Source organism: Micromonospora mangrovicola (assembly GCF_047200535.1).
GTDB lineage: Bacteria > Actinomycetota > Actinomycetes > Mycobacteriales > Micromonosporaceae > Micromonospora.
The window spans coordinates 90,324-105,497 of sequence record NZ_JBJZOG010000012.1 but is presented as its reverse complement, the minus strand read 5'-3'; the positions used below and the strand labels follow the sequence as shown (position 1 = coordinate 105,497).

The window sequence follows — 15,174 nt, the reverse complement described above, 5'->3', positions numbered from 1 at the left end:
CCTCCGTCATCGGCACCCGGACGCCGGTGCGCTCGGCGACCTCGCGGGCGGCGTCGTAGCCCGCGTCCACGTGCCGGATGACGCCCATCGCCGGGTCGTTGGTGAGCACCCGCTCGATCTTCTGCCCGGCCAGGGCGCTGCCGTCGGCGACGCAGACCTGACCGGCGTGGATGGAGCGGCCGATGCCCACCCCGCCGCCGTGGTGGATGGACACCCAGGACGCGCCGCTGGCGGTGTTGACCAGCGCGTTGAGCAGCGGCCAGTCGGCGATCGCGTCGGAGCCGTCGGCCATCGCCTCGGTCTCCCGGTAGGGGCTGGCCACGCTGCCGCAGTCCAGGTGGTCCCGGCCGATCACCACCGGCGCGGAGAGCTCACCGGAGGCGACCATCTCGTTGAACCGCACCCCGGCCTTGTCCCGCTCGCCGTAGCCGAGCCAGCAGATCCGCGCCGGCAGGCCCTGGAAGGCGACCCGCTCGCCGGCCATCCGGATCCACCGGGCCAGGGACTCGTTCTCCGGGAACAGGTCGAGGATGGCCCGGTCGGTGGCCGCGATGTCCTTCGGGTCGCCGGAGAGCGCCGCCCACCGGAACGGGCCCTTGCCCTCGCAGAACAGCGGCCGGATGTACGCCGGCACGAAGCCGGGGAACTCGAAGGCCCGCTCGTACCCGCCGAGCTTCGCCTCGCCGCGGATCGAGTTGCCGTAGTCGAAGACCTCCGCGCCCGCGTCGAGGAAGCCGACCATCGCCTCGACGTGCTTCGCCATCGACGCCCGCGCCCGGTCGGTGAACTCGGCCGGCTTCGCCGCCGCGTAGTCCCGCGCGTCGGCCAGCTCCACCCCCTCCGGCACGTACGACAGCGGGTCGTGGGCGCTGGTCTGGTCGGTGACGATGTCGATGGCGACGCCCCGGCGCAGCAGCTCCGGGAAGACGGTGGCGGCGTTGCCGACCACGCCGACGCTCAGCGCCCGCCGGTCCCGCCGGGCGGCCAGCACCCGCTCGACCGCGTCGTCGAGGGAGTCGGCGATCTCGTCCAGGTAGCGGTCGTGCGCCCGCCGCTCCAGCCGGCTGCGGTCCACGTCCACGATCAGGCAGGCGCCGCCGTTCATGGTCACCGCCAGGGGCTGCGCCCCGCCCATCCCGCCACAGCCGGCGGTGAGCGTCAGCGTGCCGGCCAGGCTCCCGCCGAAGCGCTTCGCCGCGACGGCGGCGAACGTCTCGTACGTGCCCTGGAGGATGCCCTGGGTGCCGATGTAGATCCACGAACCGGCGGTCATCTGCCCGTACATGGTCAGGCCGAGCTGCTCCAGCCGGCGGAACTCCGGCCAGGTGGCCCAGTCGCCGACCAGGTTGGAGTTGGCCAGCAGCACCCGGGGCGCCCACTCGTGGGTGCGCATGACGCCGACCGGTCGGCCGGACTGCACGAGCATGGTCTCGTCCTCGCGCAGCTCGGTCAGCGTCCGCACCAGCGCGTGGTACGACGGCCAGTCCCGGGCGGCCCTGCCGGTGCCGCCGTAGACCACCAGGTCCTCGGGGCGCTCGGCCACCTCCGGGTCGAGGTTGTTCATCAGCATCCGCAGCGCGGCCTCCTGCGGCCACCCCTTCGCGGTGCGTGCGGTGCCGCGGGCGGCGCGGACGGGCTGGTGCATCTCGTACTCCTCTCAGCCGAGGAACAACTGGCGGCGGGCGGCCGACGACTCGAACGCCTCGAGCCGGGCCTGGGTCTCGGCCGGGGTGGCGTCGCAGATCGCCTGGAGCACCACCATGGCCAGGGTCATCGGGGCGGTGTGCAGATCGAAGACCAGGTCGGTGCCGACGGCGGCGGGAAGCACCACCTCGGCGTGGTCGGTCGCCGGGCTCACCGGGGAGTCGGTGATCGCCACGACGGTGAGCCCGGCGGCCCGGGCCTCGCGCAGCGCGTCCAGGGTCTCCCGGGGGTAGCGGGGCAGCACGAAGGCGAGCAGCGCGCTCGCCCCGGACGCGGCGGCCTGCTCCAGCCGGTCGGTGAGGAGGCTGCCGCCGTCGTCGAGCACCCGGACGTCCGGGTGCACCTTCGCGGCGAAGTACGCGAAGTACGCCGCCAGTGGCGCGGCGGCGCGCAACCCGAGCACCGGCAGCGGACGGCTGGCCGCGAGCAGCTTGCCCACCTCGGTTAGCCGGTCGGCGTCGGCCAGCTCGCCGGTTAGCCGGTCGAGGTTGCCCATCTCGGCGCGGACGGCCCGCTGGAGGGGATTGCCCCCGTCGGCGGGCCGGCTGCCCCCGCCGATGCCCAGCTCCCGCAGCCGGCGGCGCAGCGCGGGGTAGCCGTCGTGCCCGAGCGCCATGGCAAACCGGGTCACCGACGGCTGGCTGACCCCGGCCAGCTCGGCGACCTCGGCCGCCGACAGGTACGCCGCCGCGCCCGCGTGCTGCACCAGGCAGTGCGCGATCCGGCGCTGGGTGGGGGTGAGCCGTACGCCGTGGAAGAGGTCGAGCAGGCGGTCGGTGGGCGCCGCACTGCTTTCATTCATGTGGTGACTCTATGCATGAAAACTTTCACAACGCAACCTCGGAGTACTCCGGGGCCCGGCCGTTGCCGTCACCTGCGCCGGGCCGTCCGGCGGGTCGGCAGGCACTGACCGGAGGACGAGGAGGCGAGCCTCTCCTCTGTACTATCCGCACGGCGGAGGAACAGAGGAGTGGTGGCATGCAGCCGGTCGGTCCGTACAGGTTCACCGAGGCACTCGGCGTATGCCAGGTGGGCACGGCGTGGTGGGCCATCGACGGGCAGGACCGACTGGTGACGGTGGCGGTGCTCGACGGCGCCGCGGCCGCCGACCAGCCCTGGCGGGAGGCTTTTGCCAACGCGGCCAACGCCATGGCGCTGACCCCCGGGGGCCAGCGGTACGTCAACGCCGACTTCGCCGCCGCGAAGCCGTGGGTGGCCTATCCCTCCGAGGAGGGGATGGGGGCGCAGCGGCTGTTCCAGACCCTCGGCATGGACCTGCATCCGGCGGAGTCCGAGGCGGAGGTCCTGGTCCCCGAGAGCGGCACGGTCGCCGGGCCGCCGCAGCCGGTCTCCGGCGTGCCGACCTCCGGCACGCCCAACCCCACCTCCGGGGCGCCGCTGCCGTGGGCGATGCACGCCGCAGTGCCGCATCAGGTGTCGTCCCCGCCGCAGCAGATGTCCCCCGCACCCCAGCAGGTGTCCCCCGCGCCGCTGCCGGAGCAGCCGCGGCCGGCCAGCGTCCCGCCGCAGGACCCGCTCGCCGCGCCGGCCCGCCGGATCACGCCCTCCCAGCCGCCCCGCCGCCGAACCGGGCTCTGGATCGGCGTCGCCGCCCTCGTTCTGGTGGTCCTCGCCGGCGCTGGTGTGCTGGCCGTCCTGGCCAGCTCGGGGGACAAGGAGGAGCCGCAGAACATCGCCAGCACCAGCAGCGCCCCACCGTTGTTGCCGACGACGCCGCCGGAGTCGCCCGGCCTCGAGCCGCCGAAGCTCGGCGCGTGGCCGACCCAGTGGCCGAAGTTCAAGGAGCGAGACACCGTACGCACGCTCAACCTCGACGGCCTGGGCTTCCCGGTGAAGATGCCCACCACCTGGCAGTGCGCCCTGGCCGAGCGGGCCGAGGGCTTCGTCAAGTACCAGTGCGGCACGTCCGCCACCGGCCTCCAAGCGGTCGGCGGCGAGGTCATCGTGCGCAACTGCCCCCAGCCGTGCAACGGGCAGTGGCAGCAGGCCATGCGCGGTGTCGAGGAGGCGTGGGGCGCCCAGTGGATCCGGAGCGGCGAGTACGCGAGCTACGCCGAGAAGATCCTCGACGTCGACGGTGGGCAGCGGCACGGCCTGGTCGTGGTGGCCTACTTCCGCAGCGGGGAAAACGGCGCGCTCGACCGGCAGCTGGTGATCCGGATGACCTCTCCCGTGCCCGAGGCGTACCAGCTGCGCCGCTTCGCCAACTACATCCGCGACGTGGTCATCTTCTGAGGACGGTGCCGTGAGTCTCGCCTCGTCCACCTCGGACGCCACCCTCCGCCCTCTCGCCGACCGGTCCGTGGCGCTGATCCACGAGTGGTTCGGCGCAACCGGCGGTTCCGAGCAGGTTTTCCTGAGCATGGCCGAGGTCGTGCCGCACGCGGAACGCTTCGTGCTCTGGAAGGACCACGACGCGACGGTGGACCAGGAGATCCACGAGTCCTGGATGGCGAGGACCCCACTGCGGCACAGCAAGGCGCTCGCGCTCCCGCTCATGCCGCTCACCTGGCGGACCCTGACCCGCAAGAAGTACGACTTCGTCATCTCGTCGAGCCACGCCTTTGCACACACGGTGCGGATCGGGGACCCGGAGCAGACCCGCCACCTGAGCTACGTGCACTCGCCCGCCCGCTACGTCTGGAGCCCCGACCTCGACCAGCGGGGCGCGAACCCGGTGCTGGCACCGATGCGCGCGGTCCTGCAGGCGGGGGACCGGCGGCTGAGCCGGCACGTACACAGCTACGCCGCGAATTCGCGGGAGGTGCAGGCCCGGATTCGCCGCTTCTGGGGACGCGACGCCCGGGTGATCAACCCGCCGGTGGAGGTGGACTACTTCGGGGCGGCCCCGCCGGAGGTGCGCGACCAGGACCGCCGCTACCTGCTGGGCGTCGGCCGCTGGGTCCCGTACAAGAACTTCGACCTGATGATCGAGATCGCCGCAGCGGCCGGCCTGCCGCTGGTCATCGCCGGTGGTGGCCCGGAGGAGGAGAACCTGCGCCGGCTCGCCGCCCGGGTCGACGTACCGGTCGAGTTCGAGATCAGGCCGACGAGGGAACGGCTGCGCGAGCTGTACTGGGGAGCCGTCACGCTGCTCTACCCGGCGCTCGAGGATTTCGGCATGATCCCGGTGGAGGCGCAGGCATGCGGCACCCCCGTCGTGGGTTGGGCCCGTGGCGGACTGCTGGAGACCGTGGTCACGGGCGAGACCGGCTTCCTCCTCGACGCGACCGACCCGGCCGAGTACGTGGACCCGATCCGCCAAGCGTCGGAGCTTTCCCCTCGGGCGGCGATGAGCAACGCCCAGCGGTTCACCCCGCAGGTCTTCCAGGCGAACGTAGCCGCGTGGCTGACCGAACAGGGGTAGCCGCCCAAGTGCCTTCCCGGATCTAGTACGGGTATTGGCCCGGAACGGAGCTTCGCATAATCTTGCCGGGCTCAGTGCACTGCGAGCGGGGGATTGATCTATGGGGACGGCGTCGCCCGTGCCGAACGTGCTGATGTTGGGTACCGCCGAGTGGGACTCCCCGATCGCGACGAACCAGCACTACGTCGCCCGGGAACTCGCCGACACGAGCAACGTCACCTTCGTGGAGTCGCTGGGGCTGCGCCGGCCCCGGCTCAGCCGGGACGACGTCGTCCGGATGGCCGGGCGCGTCCGCAAGGCCATGGGCGACCGGCCGGCGCCGGCACACCGGCCCCGGCCAGCCGGGGCCCGGATCGTGTCGCCGCTCGTGGTGCCGGTGCATCGTACGCCGACCCGTCCGATCAACCGGGCGCTGCTCCGGCGCGCCACCGCGACATGGCTCGCGAGTTCCCGTCCGCGGGTGCTCTGGACGTTCACGCCCGTCACCTACGGGCTGGAACAGGCGGCGGACGTCGTCATCTACCACTGCGTGGACCTGCTGGCGACCTTTCCCGGTGTGGACGGTGTCGCCGTGGCCCGTGGGGAGCGGTCGTTGTCGTCACGCACCGCCGTCGCCATCGCCACCAGCAAGGCGGTCCACGAGCATCTCGTCGCCGCTGGCTTCCGCCGGGTCGAGCTGCTGCCGAACGTCGCCGACGTTTCGGTCTTCACCGCGGCGAGCAGGCCGGCGGCCGAGCGCCACCCCGTCGCCCTCTTCTCCGGGAACCTCACCGTCCACAAGCTCGACATCCGGCTCCTCGAGTCGGTCGCCACCGCCCTGCGGGGGCACGGCGAGCTGCTGCTGGCCGGCCCGCTCGCCGCTGGCGGGGGAAGTTTCGACGCGGAGCTGCGGCGGCTCGAAGAGCTCGGCGCCCGCCACGTCGGCACGCTCACCCCCGCCCAGCTCGCCGAGCTGGCCGGGACCTGCGCCGTCGGGCTCATCCCGTACGAGATCAACGACTACACCCGGGGGGTGAGCCCCCTGAAGTGCTTCGAGTACCTCTCCTCCGGTCTGGCGGTGCTGAGCACCCCGCTGCCGGCGGTCACCGAGCTGGCCCGCACCAACGCCCATGTGACGGCGGCCGAGGCCGACGACTTCCCGGCCCGTCTACGGGACCTGTTGCAGCCGGTCACCGACCCTATGGTGCATGACCGGATGGCGAGCGCGGCCGAGCACGGCTGGGCCGGCCGTGGCGCGTTGCTGCGGGAACTGCTGGAGACCGAACTGGTCCGCGCGCAATGAAGCGGGTGCTCGTCGTCAGTGTCGAACCACCCTGGCCGGCGCAGCATGGTGGGCGCATCCGGACCGCCCGGGTCGCGGAGGCGCTGAACCGTCATCTGGAGGTGCTCGTCGCCTACCCCGATCACGGCAAGCGGCGGTTGGACGGGCCGGTCGCGACCGTGCCGCTGTCCTGGTCGCCGCCGTCGGCCGTGCGTACCCGGGCCTCGGGTCGCCCACACCTGGGCGGCCACTACATGCTGCCGGTCGCCGGCGCCCTCAGCGTGCTCGTCGACGAGTTCCCGCCCGACGCGGTGTACTGGTCCCACTCCTACCTGGCGGCGTGGGCGCCGCCGTCGTTCCGCCAGATCCCGCAGGTGGTCGAGTTCGCCAACATCGAGAGCCGGCGCCTGCAGACCCTGGTGCGGTCGGCGCACGGGTTGCAACGGGTGGCCCGCCGGGCCGAGGCGACCAAGGCGGCCTTCTGGGAGCCTAGAGTGGCTGCGCACGCCGCGATCTGCGTCGCGCTCTCCCAGCCGGACGTGGACGTGCTGCGCGGCTGGACCCGCGATGTCGTCCTGGCCCCGAACGGGGTGGACGTCTGGCCCTACACCCCGTCGCCACCTGATGGATACGTCCTCGCGCTGGCCTCGTACGACTACGAGCCGAACGTGCAGGCGCTGCGCACGTTCGTCCGGGACACCTGGCCACTCGTGCGCGCCGAGCTGCCCGCCGCGCAGCTGGTGGTGGCGGGCCGGCGGAGCGAGGCGCTGAGTCAGGAGTTCGCCACCGTTCCCGGGGTGACCGTACTCGGCACGCTTGACGACGTGGCGGACGCCTACGCCGGGGCCGCGCTGACCGTCGCCCCCGCCACCACCGGCGGTGGATCCCAGCTCAAGCTGACCGAGTCGCTGTCGCGTGGACGTACCGTCGTGATGAGCGCGTTCGCCGCGCGGGGATTGCCGGACGCCGTGCGCGACTCCGACGCGTACCAGGTGGCTGACGGGCCGCGCTCCTTCGCCGACGAGGTGATCGACGGGTTGCGGGACCCGTCCGCGCGGCAGGCGCGGGAGCGCGCGGGGTGGCAGCGCTGCGAGACGCTCGGCTGGTCCCACACGGTTCGCGACCTCGTCGCCGCCATCTCGACCCTCGCCGACCGGAAGGCGGTGTCATGATCCGGCGCATCCATCTCATCGAGTCGGGTGGCCGGGGCGGAGTCTTCAACCACTCCGTCGAGGTCGCCGCCGGTCTGACGGAGCTCGGCTTGGACGTGGTCCTGCACACCGCCGACGACTGCGACGAGGCACCCGCCCCGGTGGCCCTTTGCCGATGCGTCACCTGGCACCGGGCCTCACCCAGCCGGATGGTCCGTCAGGCCCGGACGTCGGCGCGCTACGTCCTGCGTACCCTGCCGCACTTGCACCGGGTGATCGGCCCGGAGGATGTCGTCCACATCCAGGGCATGTTCGCGCTCACCCCGGAACTCGTCTCGGTCGCCCGGCACCGGAACGCGACCGTCGTGACCAGCCCGCACAACACCTTCGTCCGGTCGAACGCCCCAGGGGGCGGCCGGGCGCTGCGCAGCGCGCTCCAGGACGCCGACCGGGTCCTCGTCTACTCGGACGCCGACCGTCGGAGCCTCGCTGCCCGGGGCGTGACCAACGTCGGCCGGGTTCCGCTGGTGCAGTGGACCCCGCCCGTGGAACCGGCCCTCGTCGAGCGCTGGCGCGCCGAGCTGAATCCGGACGGCGGCAAGCTCGCCCTGCTGCCGGGCCAGCTCCGGGCGGACAAGAATCCGGAGCTGTTCGTCCGGGCCGTTGCGCAGCTGCCGGACTGGCGGGGTGCGGTGGTCGGCGCGGACCTCGGACCGGGGCGGCAGGTGGACGAGCTGATCGCCCGGACCGGGGCGGCGGTGACGACCACCTACCGCTACCTCGACGTCGGCGAGTTCACCGCACTGGTCGCGGCCGCCGATGTCGTTGTGGCGCCGTACGAGGTCGCCAGTCAGTCCGGCGTCCTCGCGGTGGCGGCCCGCCTCGGTGTGCCGACCGCGGTGGCCCCGTGTGGCGGTCTGGGCGAGCTGGCAACCGCCGTGGCCAGGGACACCAGCGTCGAGGCGGTCCGGGACGCCATCGTGGCTGCCCATGCACTCGGTGCGAAGCCGGCCGACACGGTGGACGCCGCCAACAGCTATCTGCACGAGTACGCCACCGCCCGGCAGGGCCGGACCAACGGCCGGCCGCGCGGCCACTGAGGAGGGGACCGCATTGTCCAGGTTGACCGTCACGATGGTCTCCGTCTCGGACACCGCCGGTGGTGCCGAGGCGCACACCGTCGCGCTCGCCACGGGACTGCGGGACCGCTGCCACGACGTCGTCCTGTACGGCCGCTGCCCGGGCTGGGACGAGCACGGCCTCACCCGTCGGGACATCGGGCTCGGGCCGAAGTGGTCGCGCAGGACGATGGCCACCGGGCTGTTGCGGGTGCCCCTGGAGCGGCACCGGGCGCAGGCCATTGCCGACTCCTCGGTCTACTACCTGCAGTTCAAGCGGGAACAGATCGCCCTGACCGCGCCCCTGTCCCGCCGCGCGCCGGTGGTCTGGACGGAGCACGGGCGATGGCTGGGCGGCCCGGCCGGCCGGCTGCTCCTCGCGGGCTACGCGCGCGCAGCCGAGCACGTCTCCCGGGTGGTGTGCGTCAGCGCGGCCGTGGCTGGCGACCTCGAGCCCGTGGTCGGCCGGGAGAAGCTCGTCGTGGTGCCCAACGCGATCGACACCCGGCGCTACGCGGCCCCGTCCGACGAGACCCGCGTGGCGCTGCGCCGACGGCTCCTGCCGAACCGGTTCCGCAACCGCCGGGTCGCGGTGCTCGCCGCCCGGCTGCACGGTGCCAAGCGCCACGACCGGGCGATCGCGGCGGCGGTGACCAGCGGCAGTGCGCTGCTCGTCGTCGGTGACGGGCCCGACCGCGAGCGGCTGGAGCGGCTCAGCGCGGGCAACCCCGACGTGCACTTCACCGGTCATCGGGAGGACGTGCCCGACCTCCTCGCGGCCAGCGACTTCTACCTCTACTGTGGGGCGGCGACCGACGGTACGCCGACCTGCGTACTCGAGGCCGCCGCCGTCGGGCTGCCTGTCGTCGGGTTCCGGGGCGACCCCGGGACGGAGCTGATCGCCGACTGCGGTGGCCTGGTGGTCGGGGAGCCGTGGGAGCTGACGGCCGCGCAGACGTCGGCGCTCCTGGAGCTGCGCGGTGGCGGCGTCGCGTACGTGGACAAGCACCATGGCCGCGAGACCTGGCTCGACGCATATGAACGGATCCTCAGGGAGTGCCTCCGGTGACCTCGCCTGCACAGACCACGAACAAGCCGGGTGAAGCCGGTGCGGTGCCGGTGGACCTCGATCCGGCCGGACCAGCGAGCGGTTCGCGATCGGCCCGCAGGCTCAGCATGGCCACCGCCGTCTCCCTCGGCCTCCGGCTGCTGGGAATGGTGGTGGGCATGGCGACCAATTCCGTCCTCGCCCGCTACCTGAACCCCGACGGGTTCGGCATCTTCGCCCTCGCGCTCACCCTCGGCACGGCGGCGGCACAGGTCGCCGACATGGGCACCACGATCACCGTGAGTTCCCGCATCGCGCGGGAGAAGGCCGCCGCCGGCCGGATCCTGACCACCGGCCTGGTAATCCGGACGTCGGTGGCGCTGGCCGCGACCGCCGTCCTGCTCATCGCCGCCGCCGGTGGGTTGTTCGGGGCATCCGGCTCGGTCATCGGTGTCGTCGCCGTCGCGACGCCGCTGTCAGCGGCGTCGATCCTCACCGCCGGCGCGACGGCCCGCTTCCGTCCCGAGGTGTCGTCCGTTCTCGCCCTCCTCCAGGGCGTCCTCTGGCTGGTCGCGGTCGTGACCATCGCGCGTACCGGCGGCGACGTCGTGCTGCTCGCCTGGTTCTTCGTCGCGGTCGTCGCGGTGCAGACCTGCGTCGGCGTGATGATCAACCGGCGGCTGGTGCCACTCGGCCGGCCGTCCTGGACGGAGGCCGGCCGGATCTTCGCGTTGAGCTGGCCGCTCGCGATCAGTTCGCTGGCGGTCATGGCCTACTACCGCCTCGGCTCGGTGATCCTGTTCCACCTGCAGGGCGCTGCCGAGGTGGGCTACTACTCGGCCGCCTACAAGTTCCTCGACGTCGCTCAGCTCGGCCCGGCCATGCTCGTGGCTCCGCTGCTCCCGATCGTGGCGACCAGTGCGGCGATGGACGCCCACCGCCGGAGCCTGATCTTCAGTCTGGCGACGCGTACCGGAGCCGTGATCGGCGTGGGCACGGCGGTCATGCTGATCGCGCTCGCCCCCGCCCTCGTCGACTACCTCTACGGCGACGACTTCGGCCCGGCGGTCACGCCCTTGATCCTGCTCGCCGTGGCCTTCGTCGGCGTCACCCTCGGCTACGTCGGCACGACGATCTGCTCCGCGCTGGGCGTCGTACGCCCGATTGCGGTGTTGACCGTCTCTGTGGCGGTGGTCAACCTCGCGGCACAGTTCTGGGCCTGTGCCCGGTGGGGAGCCACCGGGGCAGCGGCGGTCGCCGCCGCGACGGAGTTCGTGATCGGCGTCACGACCTGCCTGCTGGCCGCCCGGGCGATGTCGTCCCGACTGCCGGTACGGCAGGTCGCGGGCGTCGTGGTCCTCGGTGCCGCCACGATCCTCGTGCTCTGGCTGCTCCGGTTGCCGTGGCCGGTCGAGGCGGTGCTGGCCGCCGGCATGTTCGGTGCGGCGGCGCTGGCCTCGCGCGCGATCACTCCGGTGGACCTCAAGCGGGTGCTGTCGCGCAAGGCCCTGTAGAGCTGGCGACGTCAGTAGGTCGCGCCGGTCCGCAGGTGCTGCCAGACCAACCCGGTACACACCACCGGCCCTGTCCCGCACGGCAGCCGGGCGTTGGTGTTCGTGGCCCGACTGCCGTCCACCCGGGCGAGCTTGCTGACGTCGACCGCAAGTTCCGGCGCGTACGAGACCACCGAACCGCCGGAGGCGATCGCCACGCCACGCGAGCCCGTCGCGGACGTTAGCCCGTCGCCGCGCACCACCACCGCGCCCGACCCGTGCACGTTCGCGAAGCCGCCGGTGGTGCCGTCGATGCTGACGTTCGACAACCGCAGCTCCGTCTCGGTGTTGAGGTCGGCCAGCCACGCCACCCCGACCGTCCGCACATCGTCGACGGTCAACCGCGGCAGCCGCTGGGTGGCTGCCGGCGCGGTGATCAGACCGCCGCGGCTGCCGACGGCCCGCACCCCGGACAGCTTTGCCTGCCGTACTGCGGCGTCCGCCGCCCACTTCGGCAGTTCGAGCAGGTAGCTGTCGCCGGTCGCCCGCATGTCGACCGTCCGGACGGTCAATTCGTCCACGACGCCGGCGATGCGCGCCACGACGGCTCCGGGCACCGTGCCGCCCACCGTCACCCGGTCCATCCGCAGCCGGCGGATCCTCGCCCTGCCGTCCACCGACAGCAGGGGCGCGGTGCCGAGCCGCGCGACGTCGGCGTCTTCGATGGTGAGGGCGTCGACGGAGGCGGGAGCGGACGACGGGGTGACCTGCACCAGGGGAAGGTTCGCGCCGGGACCCTCGAACGCCAGCCCGCGGAGGTGGATGCGCCCCACGGACGAGCCGCTGATCCGCACCACCCCGCCCCGTCCGGGCAGCGTGGCGGCCCTGATCTGCTCCACCAGCAGGTCGTCGACCCGGCCGCCGGCGGTGCGCCAGTCGGCGATGTCGTCGCCGATCCAGACGACGTTGTTGCCGGCGATGCCGGTGACCCCCCGGACCGTGGTACGTGCCGCCGTTGTCTCCGGTGACCCCCCGAGCACCTTGACCAGCGCCGCCAGGGAGGCCGCGCTGATGTCTTCGATGACGGTGTCGGTCACCGGCCCGGAGACGTCGTCGTAGGCCTGCCAGTCTCGAGGGGTGATGGCGACGGTGTCGTCGCCCGTTGACCCCCGGATCCCGGAGATCCTGGTCCGCGCGGCCGGCCCCTGGAGGTGGACCCCGTCGGATTGCACGGCGAGGCTGATCCGGGTGACGGTGGTGTCGGTGACATCGCCGAGGGAGATGGCGTACTTGTCACCGGTGGTCTCCACCGCCAGCCCGGTGAGTGCCAGGTTGTCCACGCGTCGCCACCGCAGAGTGTGCAGATCGGGGCCGGCGCCGCCGACCCCCTCCGCGCGGACCCAGGTGCCGCCAATGACGGTGATGTCCCGATCCCGGCCGCCGCCGGTGACCGCCCTGTTCACGAGGAGGTTGCAGGCGCTGCCGGCCGCCAGGGTCACCGTGCACCCCGACATGGTCAGGGTGGTGCCGCTGTGCACCACCAGGGGGGCGCTGACGTGATAGCTGGCGCCGCGCGGCCCTCGGACCAGGGTGCCTGCACCGGCGAGGAGGGCGGCGTTGAGCGCGGCTGTGTCGTCGCCACCGGACGGCGGCGGTAACAGCAGGGTTCGCGCGAGGCGCGGGCCGTCACCGGCAAGGACCATGCTGCTGGCGGCAGCGAGGAGAGTACGGCGGGCGATCATCTGCGGCTCCGGGGGTGATCGCGGATGACCCTACCGGGTGATGACCACCGACTGCGACGACGCAAAGTGGGCACCAGCAGTGCTATCCATCCGAAAGCGACAACATCATCTGCGCTCCCGTGTCCGTCGGACCACATCCCCAGTTCACCCCATCGGCCCTGGCTCGGGGCTAGCGCCCCTGGTGGTCTTTCCTGATACTGTGTGCCGCGACTACCGTCGCGCCGTGATGTTCGACCTACCACATTGCACGGCCGTCCTGGTCACAGGGTTGCTTTCGCTGTGGTCATTCCCCGACTGTCACGGCAACCGGTTCGGCGTTCTTGTCGGCGGGGTTCCGGTCAGCGAGGACTGGTCGGAACCCCATCTCGGGGCAAAGGCAGCGATGGGTTCCAGAGGAACTGTGACTGGTTCGGGCACCGACGCGAAGGAGGCCGGTCCTCCTCGACAATCCTTTGACCGACCGGGTCCCGGCGTTGAAGCGGAACAGCGGCAGCCTCCGGTCCGCGTTCCTGCCTGGCTGCCTCGCGCCGCCCTGCCGCCCACCAGCACCGCGCCGCGGCCGCTCGTGTGGGCCACCTGGGTGGCCGCGGCGTTGGCGGCCGCGTATTTCGCCTGGACTGTGCCGTCGCCCGTCGGGATCCTCTTCGCGATCGCAGTGCCGCTACTGGTGCTTCGTCTTCCGGTGACCGGCATCGTGCTCGTGGCGGTGCTCGCGCAGGAGATCAAGCCGAACGGGCGCTTCGGTGAGTTGACCACCCTGGGGTACCAGGCCTACTTCGGCACGGGGAAGATCCCAGTCGTCCTGCCGCTCGCCGCGACCGCGGCGCTCGCAGCCGCCGCGCAGTGGTGGCCGGGCGAGCGTCCCCGTCTCCGCTCGGCCAGCGGCACCCTGCTCGGGCTCGCTGTCGCTCTTGTCCTGGTGAGCAGCGGCGTCGGTCTGCTCCACGGGCAGTCGGTCGTTTCCGCCGTCAACCAGAACGCCCGGCCCTTCGTCATGCTGGTTCTGGGCCTTGTCGTCGGCGTGAGCCTGCGGCGACTCCGCCGCGAATGGAGACCGCTCACCGTGGCGGTCGGCGTGGCGCTGGTCGCGCTGGTGGTCGCGGCGGCCGTCGCCATTCCCCTCGGCGAAGCCGCTGATGATCGGCTCAGCTCCTACTTTGTGTACTACGACTCGGCGCTGCCCGCGATCGCTGCGGCGGTGCTCATCGGTGTGCTCGGGGACAAGGAGTGGCGTTGGGACTGGCGGCACCTGAGCGTGGTCGCCGCCGCACCACTGCTTGTCCTGATCAGCTTTCGCCGTAGCGTCTGGCTGGCGGCCCTGGCTGCCCTCGTCGTCGTCGTCGTGCTCACCTGGCGGCGATGGCGACCGGTGACCCTGCAGTTGGCATTCGCGGCCGTCGTCGTGGCAGTCGTGGTGCTCGCCGCGCCAGGCTTCGCCGCGGATCTCGGCCTTCGCAGCGTGGGCAGCTTCGCGATCGGTAGCGCCGAGCCCAGCGCGAGCGCCAAGCCGAGTGCTGGCGGTGCGCCGAGCGCGAGCGCCAAGCCGACTGCGACCGGTGCATCGACTGCGAGCGGCAAGCCGAGCGCGAATGCAAAGCCGAGCGCGAGCACCAAGCCGACTGCGAGCAGCGGACCGGGCGGGCCGGCGAGCGCGGCAGCCGATCCCAGCCGTTCCGTGCCGACGCAGGAGAGCGCCATGCACCAGGCGGAGTCGACGAGTGGACACCTCAGCGACCTCCGCCTCGGATGGGAGCAGGTACAGGCGAACCCCTGGACCGGGGTGGGGCCCCTCGCGCCCCAAATTCCCGGGATGGCCGCCCAGAACGCCGAGCGTGTGTACGTGCACAACGAACTGCTGCAGGAATGGCTGCGGTATGGCCCCTTGGCCCCGCTGCTCGTGGTTCTCTTCCTCTCGGCCGTCGCGCTGCTGGCGTTGAGAGCGATCCGCGATCCCGCCGGTGACCGCACTGTCCGGTCCGCCGCCGCCTTCTGCCTCATCACACCGCTGTGTGTGATGACCGCGCCGTTCCTGTCCGAGACGAGCCGGTGGCCGCTGGTGGTCGGCATCGCGGCGGGGATCGTTGCGCACTTCCTGGATTTGAACCAGGTCGATCGGCGCACCCGGTCGAGCGGGTCACCGGCGTCGCGGAACGAAACCGGGCCCCTGTCGCCGGCCGATGCGAGGCCCTGACCGTCGTGTTGCTGACGCCCTGGTCCCGACGGCTTTGCGCATCAGCGCTGGCCCGACGCGGCCGGCTGGGACCGTGCT

11 protein-coding genes are annotated in these 15,174 nt (G+C 72.3%); 8 read left to right on the top strand and 3 right to left on the bottom strand.

The window, feature by feature from the left end; genetic code table 11:
* Both hutU and ACL02O_RS08000 read right to left on the bottom strand, forming a co-directional pair.
* Nucleotides 1–1,645: urocanate hydratase (gene hutU, locus ACL02O_RS08005; RefSeq protein WP_412817333.1), on the bottom strand; the 1,645-nt coding region annotated here is incomplete at its 3' end.
* A 12-nt stretch (nucleotides 1,646–1,657) separates the two neighbouring features.
* Nucleotides 1,658–2,506 (bottom strand): MurR/RpiR family transcriptional regulator, encoded by an 849-nt coding sequence (locus ACL02O_RS08000; protein WP_412817332.1) that lies wholly within the window; start codon nucleotides 2,504–2,506, stop codon nucleotides 1,658–1,660.
* Nucleotides 2,507–2,682: 176 nt separating this feature from the next.
* Between ACL02O_RS08000 and ACL02O_RS07995 the strand changes: the two genes are divergently transcribed.
* From ACL02O_RS07995 to ACL02O_RS07965, 7 genes are all read left to right on the top strand, one after another.
* Entirely contained in the window at nucleotides 2,683–3,960 is a 1,278-nt protein-coding gene (locus ACL02O_RS07995) for a hypothetical protein (RefSeq protein ID WP_412817331.1), read from the top strand.
* Nucleotides 3,961–3,970: 10 nt separating this feature from the next.
* Nucleotides 3,971–5,092, top strand: a complete 1,122-nt coding sequence (locus tag ACL02O_RS07990; RefSeq protein ID WP_412817330.1) for a glycosyltransferase — start codon at nucleotides 3,971–3,973, stop codon at nucleotides 5,090–5,092.
* Between the two features lie 100 nt (nucleotides 5,093–5,192).
* Complete coding sequence (locus tag ACL02O_RS07985; RefSeq protein WP_412817329.1) at nucleotides 5,193–6,374, top strand: glycosyltransferase family protein; 1,182 nt, start codon at nucleotides 5,193–5,195, stop codon at nucleotides 6,372–6,374.
* Between the two features lie 5 nt (nucleotides 6,375–6,379).
* A complete protein-coding gene (locus ACL02O_RS07980; protein ID WP_412817328.1) occupies nucleotides 6,380–7,525 on the top strand; it encodes a glycosyltransferase in 1,146 nt (381 codons plus the stop codon).
* Entirely contained in the window at nucleotides 7,522–8,604 is a 1,083-nt protein-coding gene (locus tag ACL02O_RS07975) for a glycosyltransferase (RefSeq protein WP_412817327.1), read from the top strand. The genes ACL02O_RS07980 and ACL02O_RS07975 overlap by 4 nt, the downstream gene beginning before the upstream one ends.
* Before the next feature lie 13 nt (nucleotides 8,605–8,617).
* Complete coding sequence (locus ACL02O_RS07970) at nucleotides 8,618–9,691, top strand: glycosyltransferase family 4 protein (RefSeq protein WP_412817326.1); 1,074 nt, start codon at nucleotides 8,618–8,620, stop codon at nucleotides 9,689–9,691.
* On the top strand, nucleotides 9,688–11,184 hold the full coding sequence (locus ACL02O_RS07965) for a flippase (protein WP_412817325.1): 1,497 nt from the start codon (nucleotides 9,688–9,690) through the stop codon (nucleotides 11,182–11,184). Before ACL02O_RS07970 ends, ACL02O_RS07965 begins: the two co-directional genes overlap by 4 nt.
* Nucleotides 11,185–11,195: 11 nt before the next feature.
* Here ACL02O_RS07965 and ACL02O_RS07960 read toward each other — a convergent pair whose 3' ends face one another.
* Nucleotides 11,196–12,905, bottom strand: coding sequence for a hypothetical protein (locus ACL02O_RS07960; protein ID WP_412817324.1), 1,710 nt, complete (start codon nucleotides 12,903–12,905; stop codon nucleotides 11,196–11,198).
* 226 nt (nucleotides 12,906–13,131) lie between these two features.
* Between ACL02O_RS07960 and ACL02O_RS07955 the strand changes: the two genes are divergently transcribed.
* A complete protein-coding gene (locus ACL02O_RS07955; RefSeq protein ID WP_412817336.1) occupies nucleotides 13,132–15,096 on the top strand; it encodes an O-antigen ligase family protein in 1,965 nt (654 codons plus the stop codon).
* Nucleotides 15,097–15,174 lie beyond the last annotated feature (78 nt).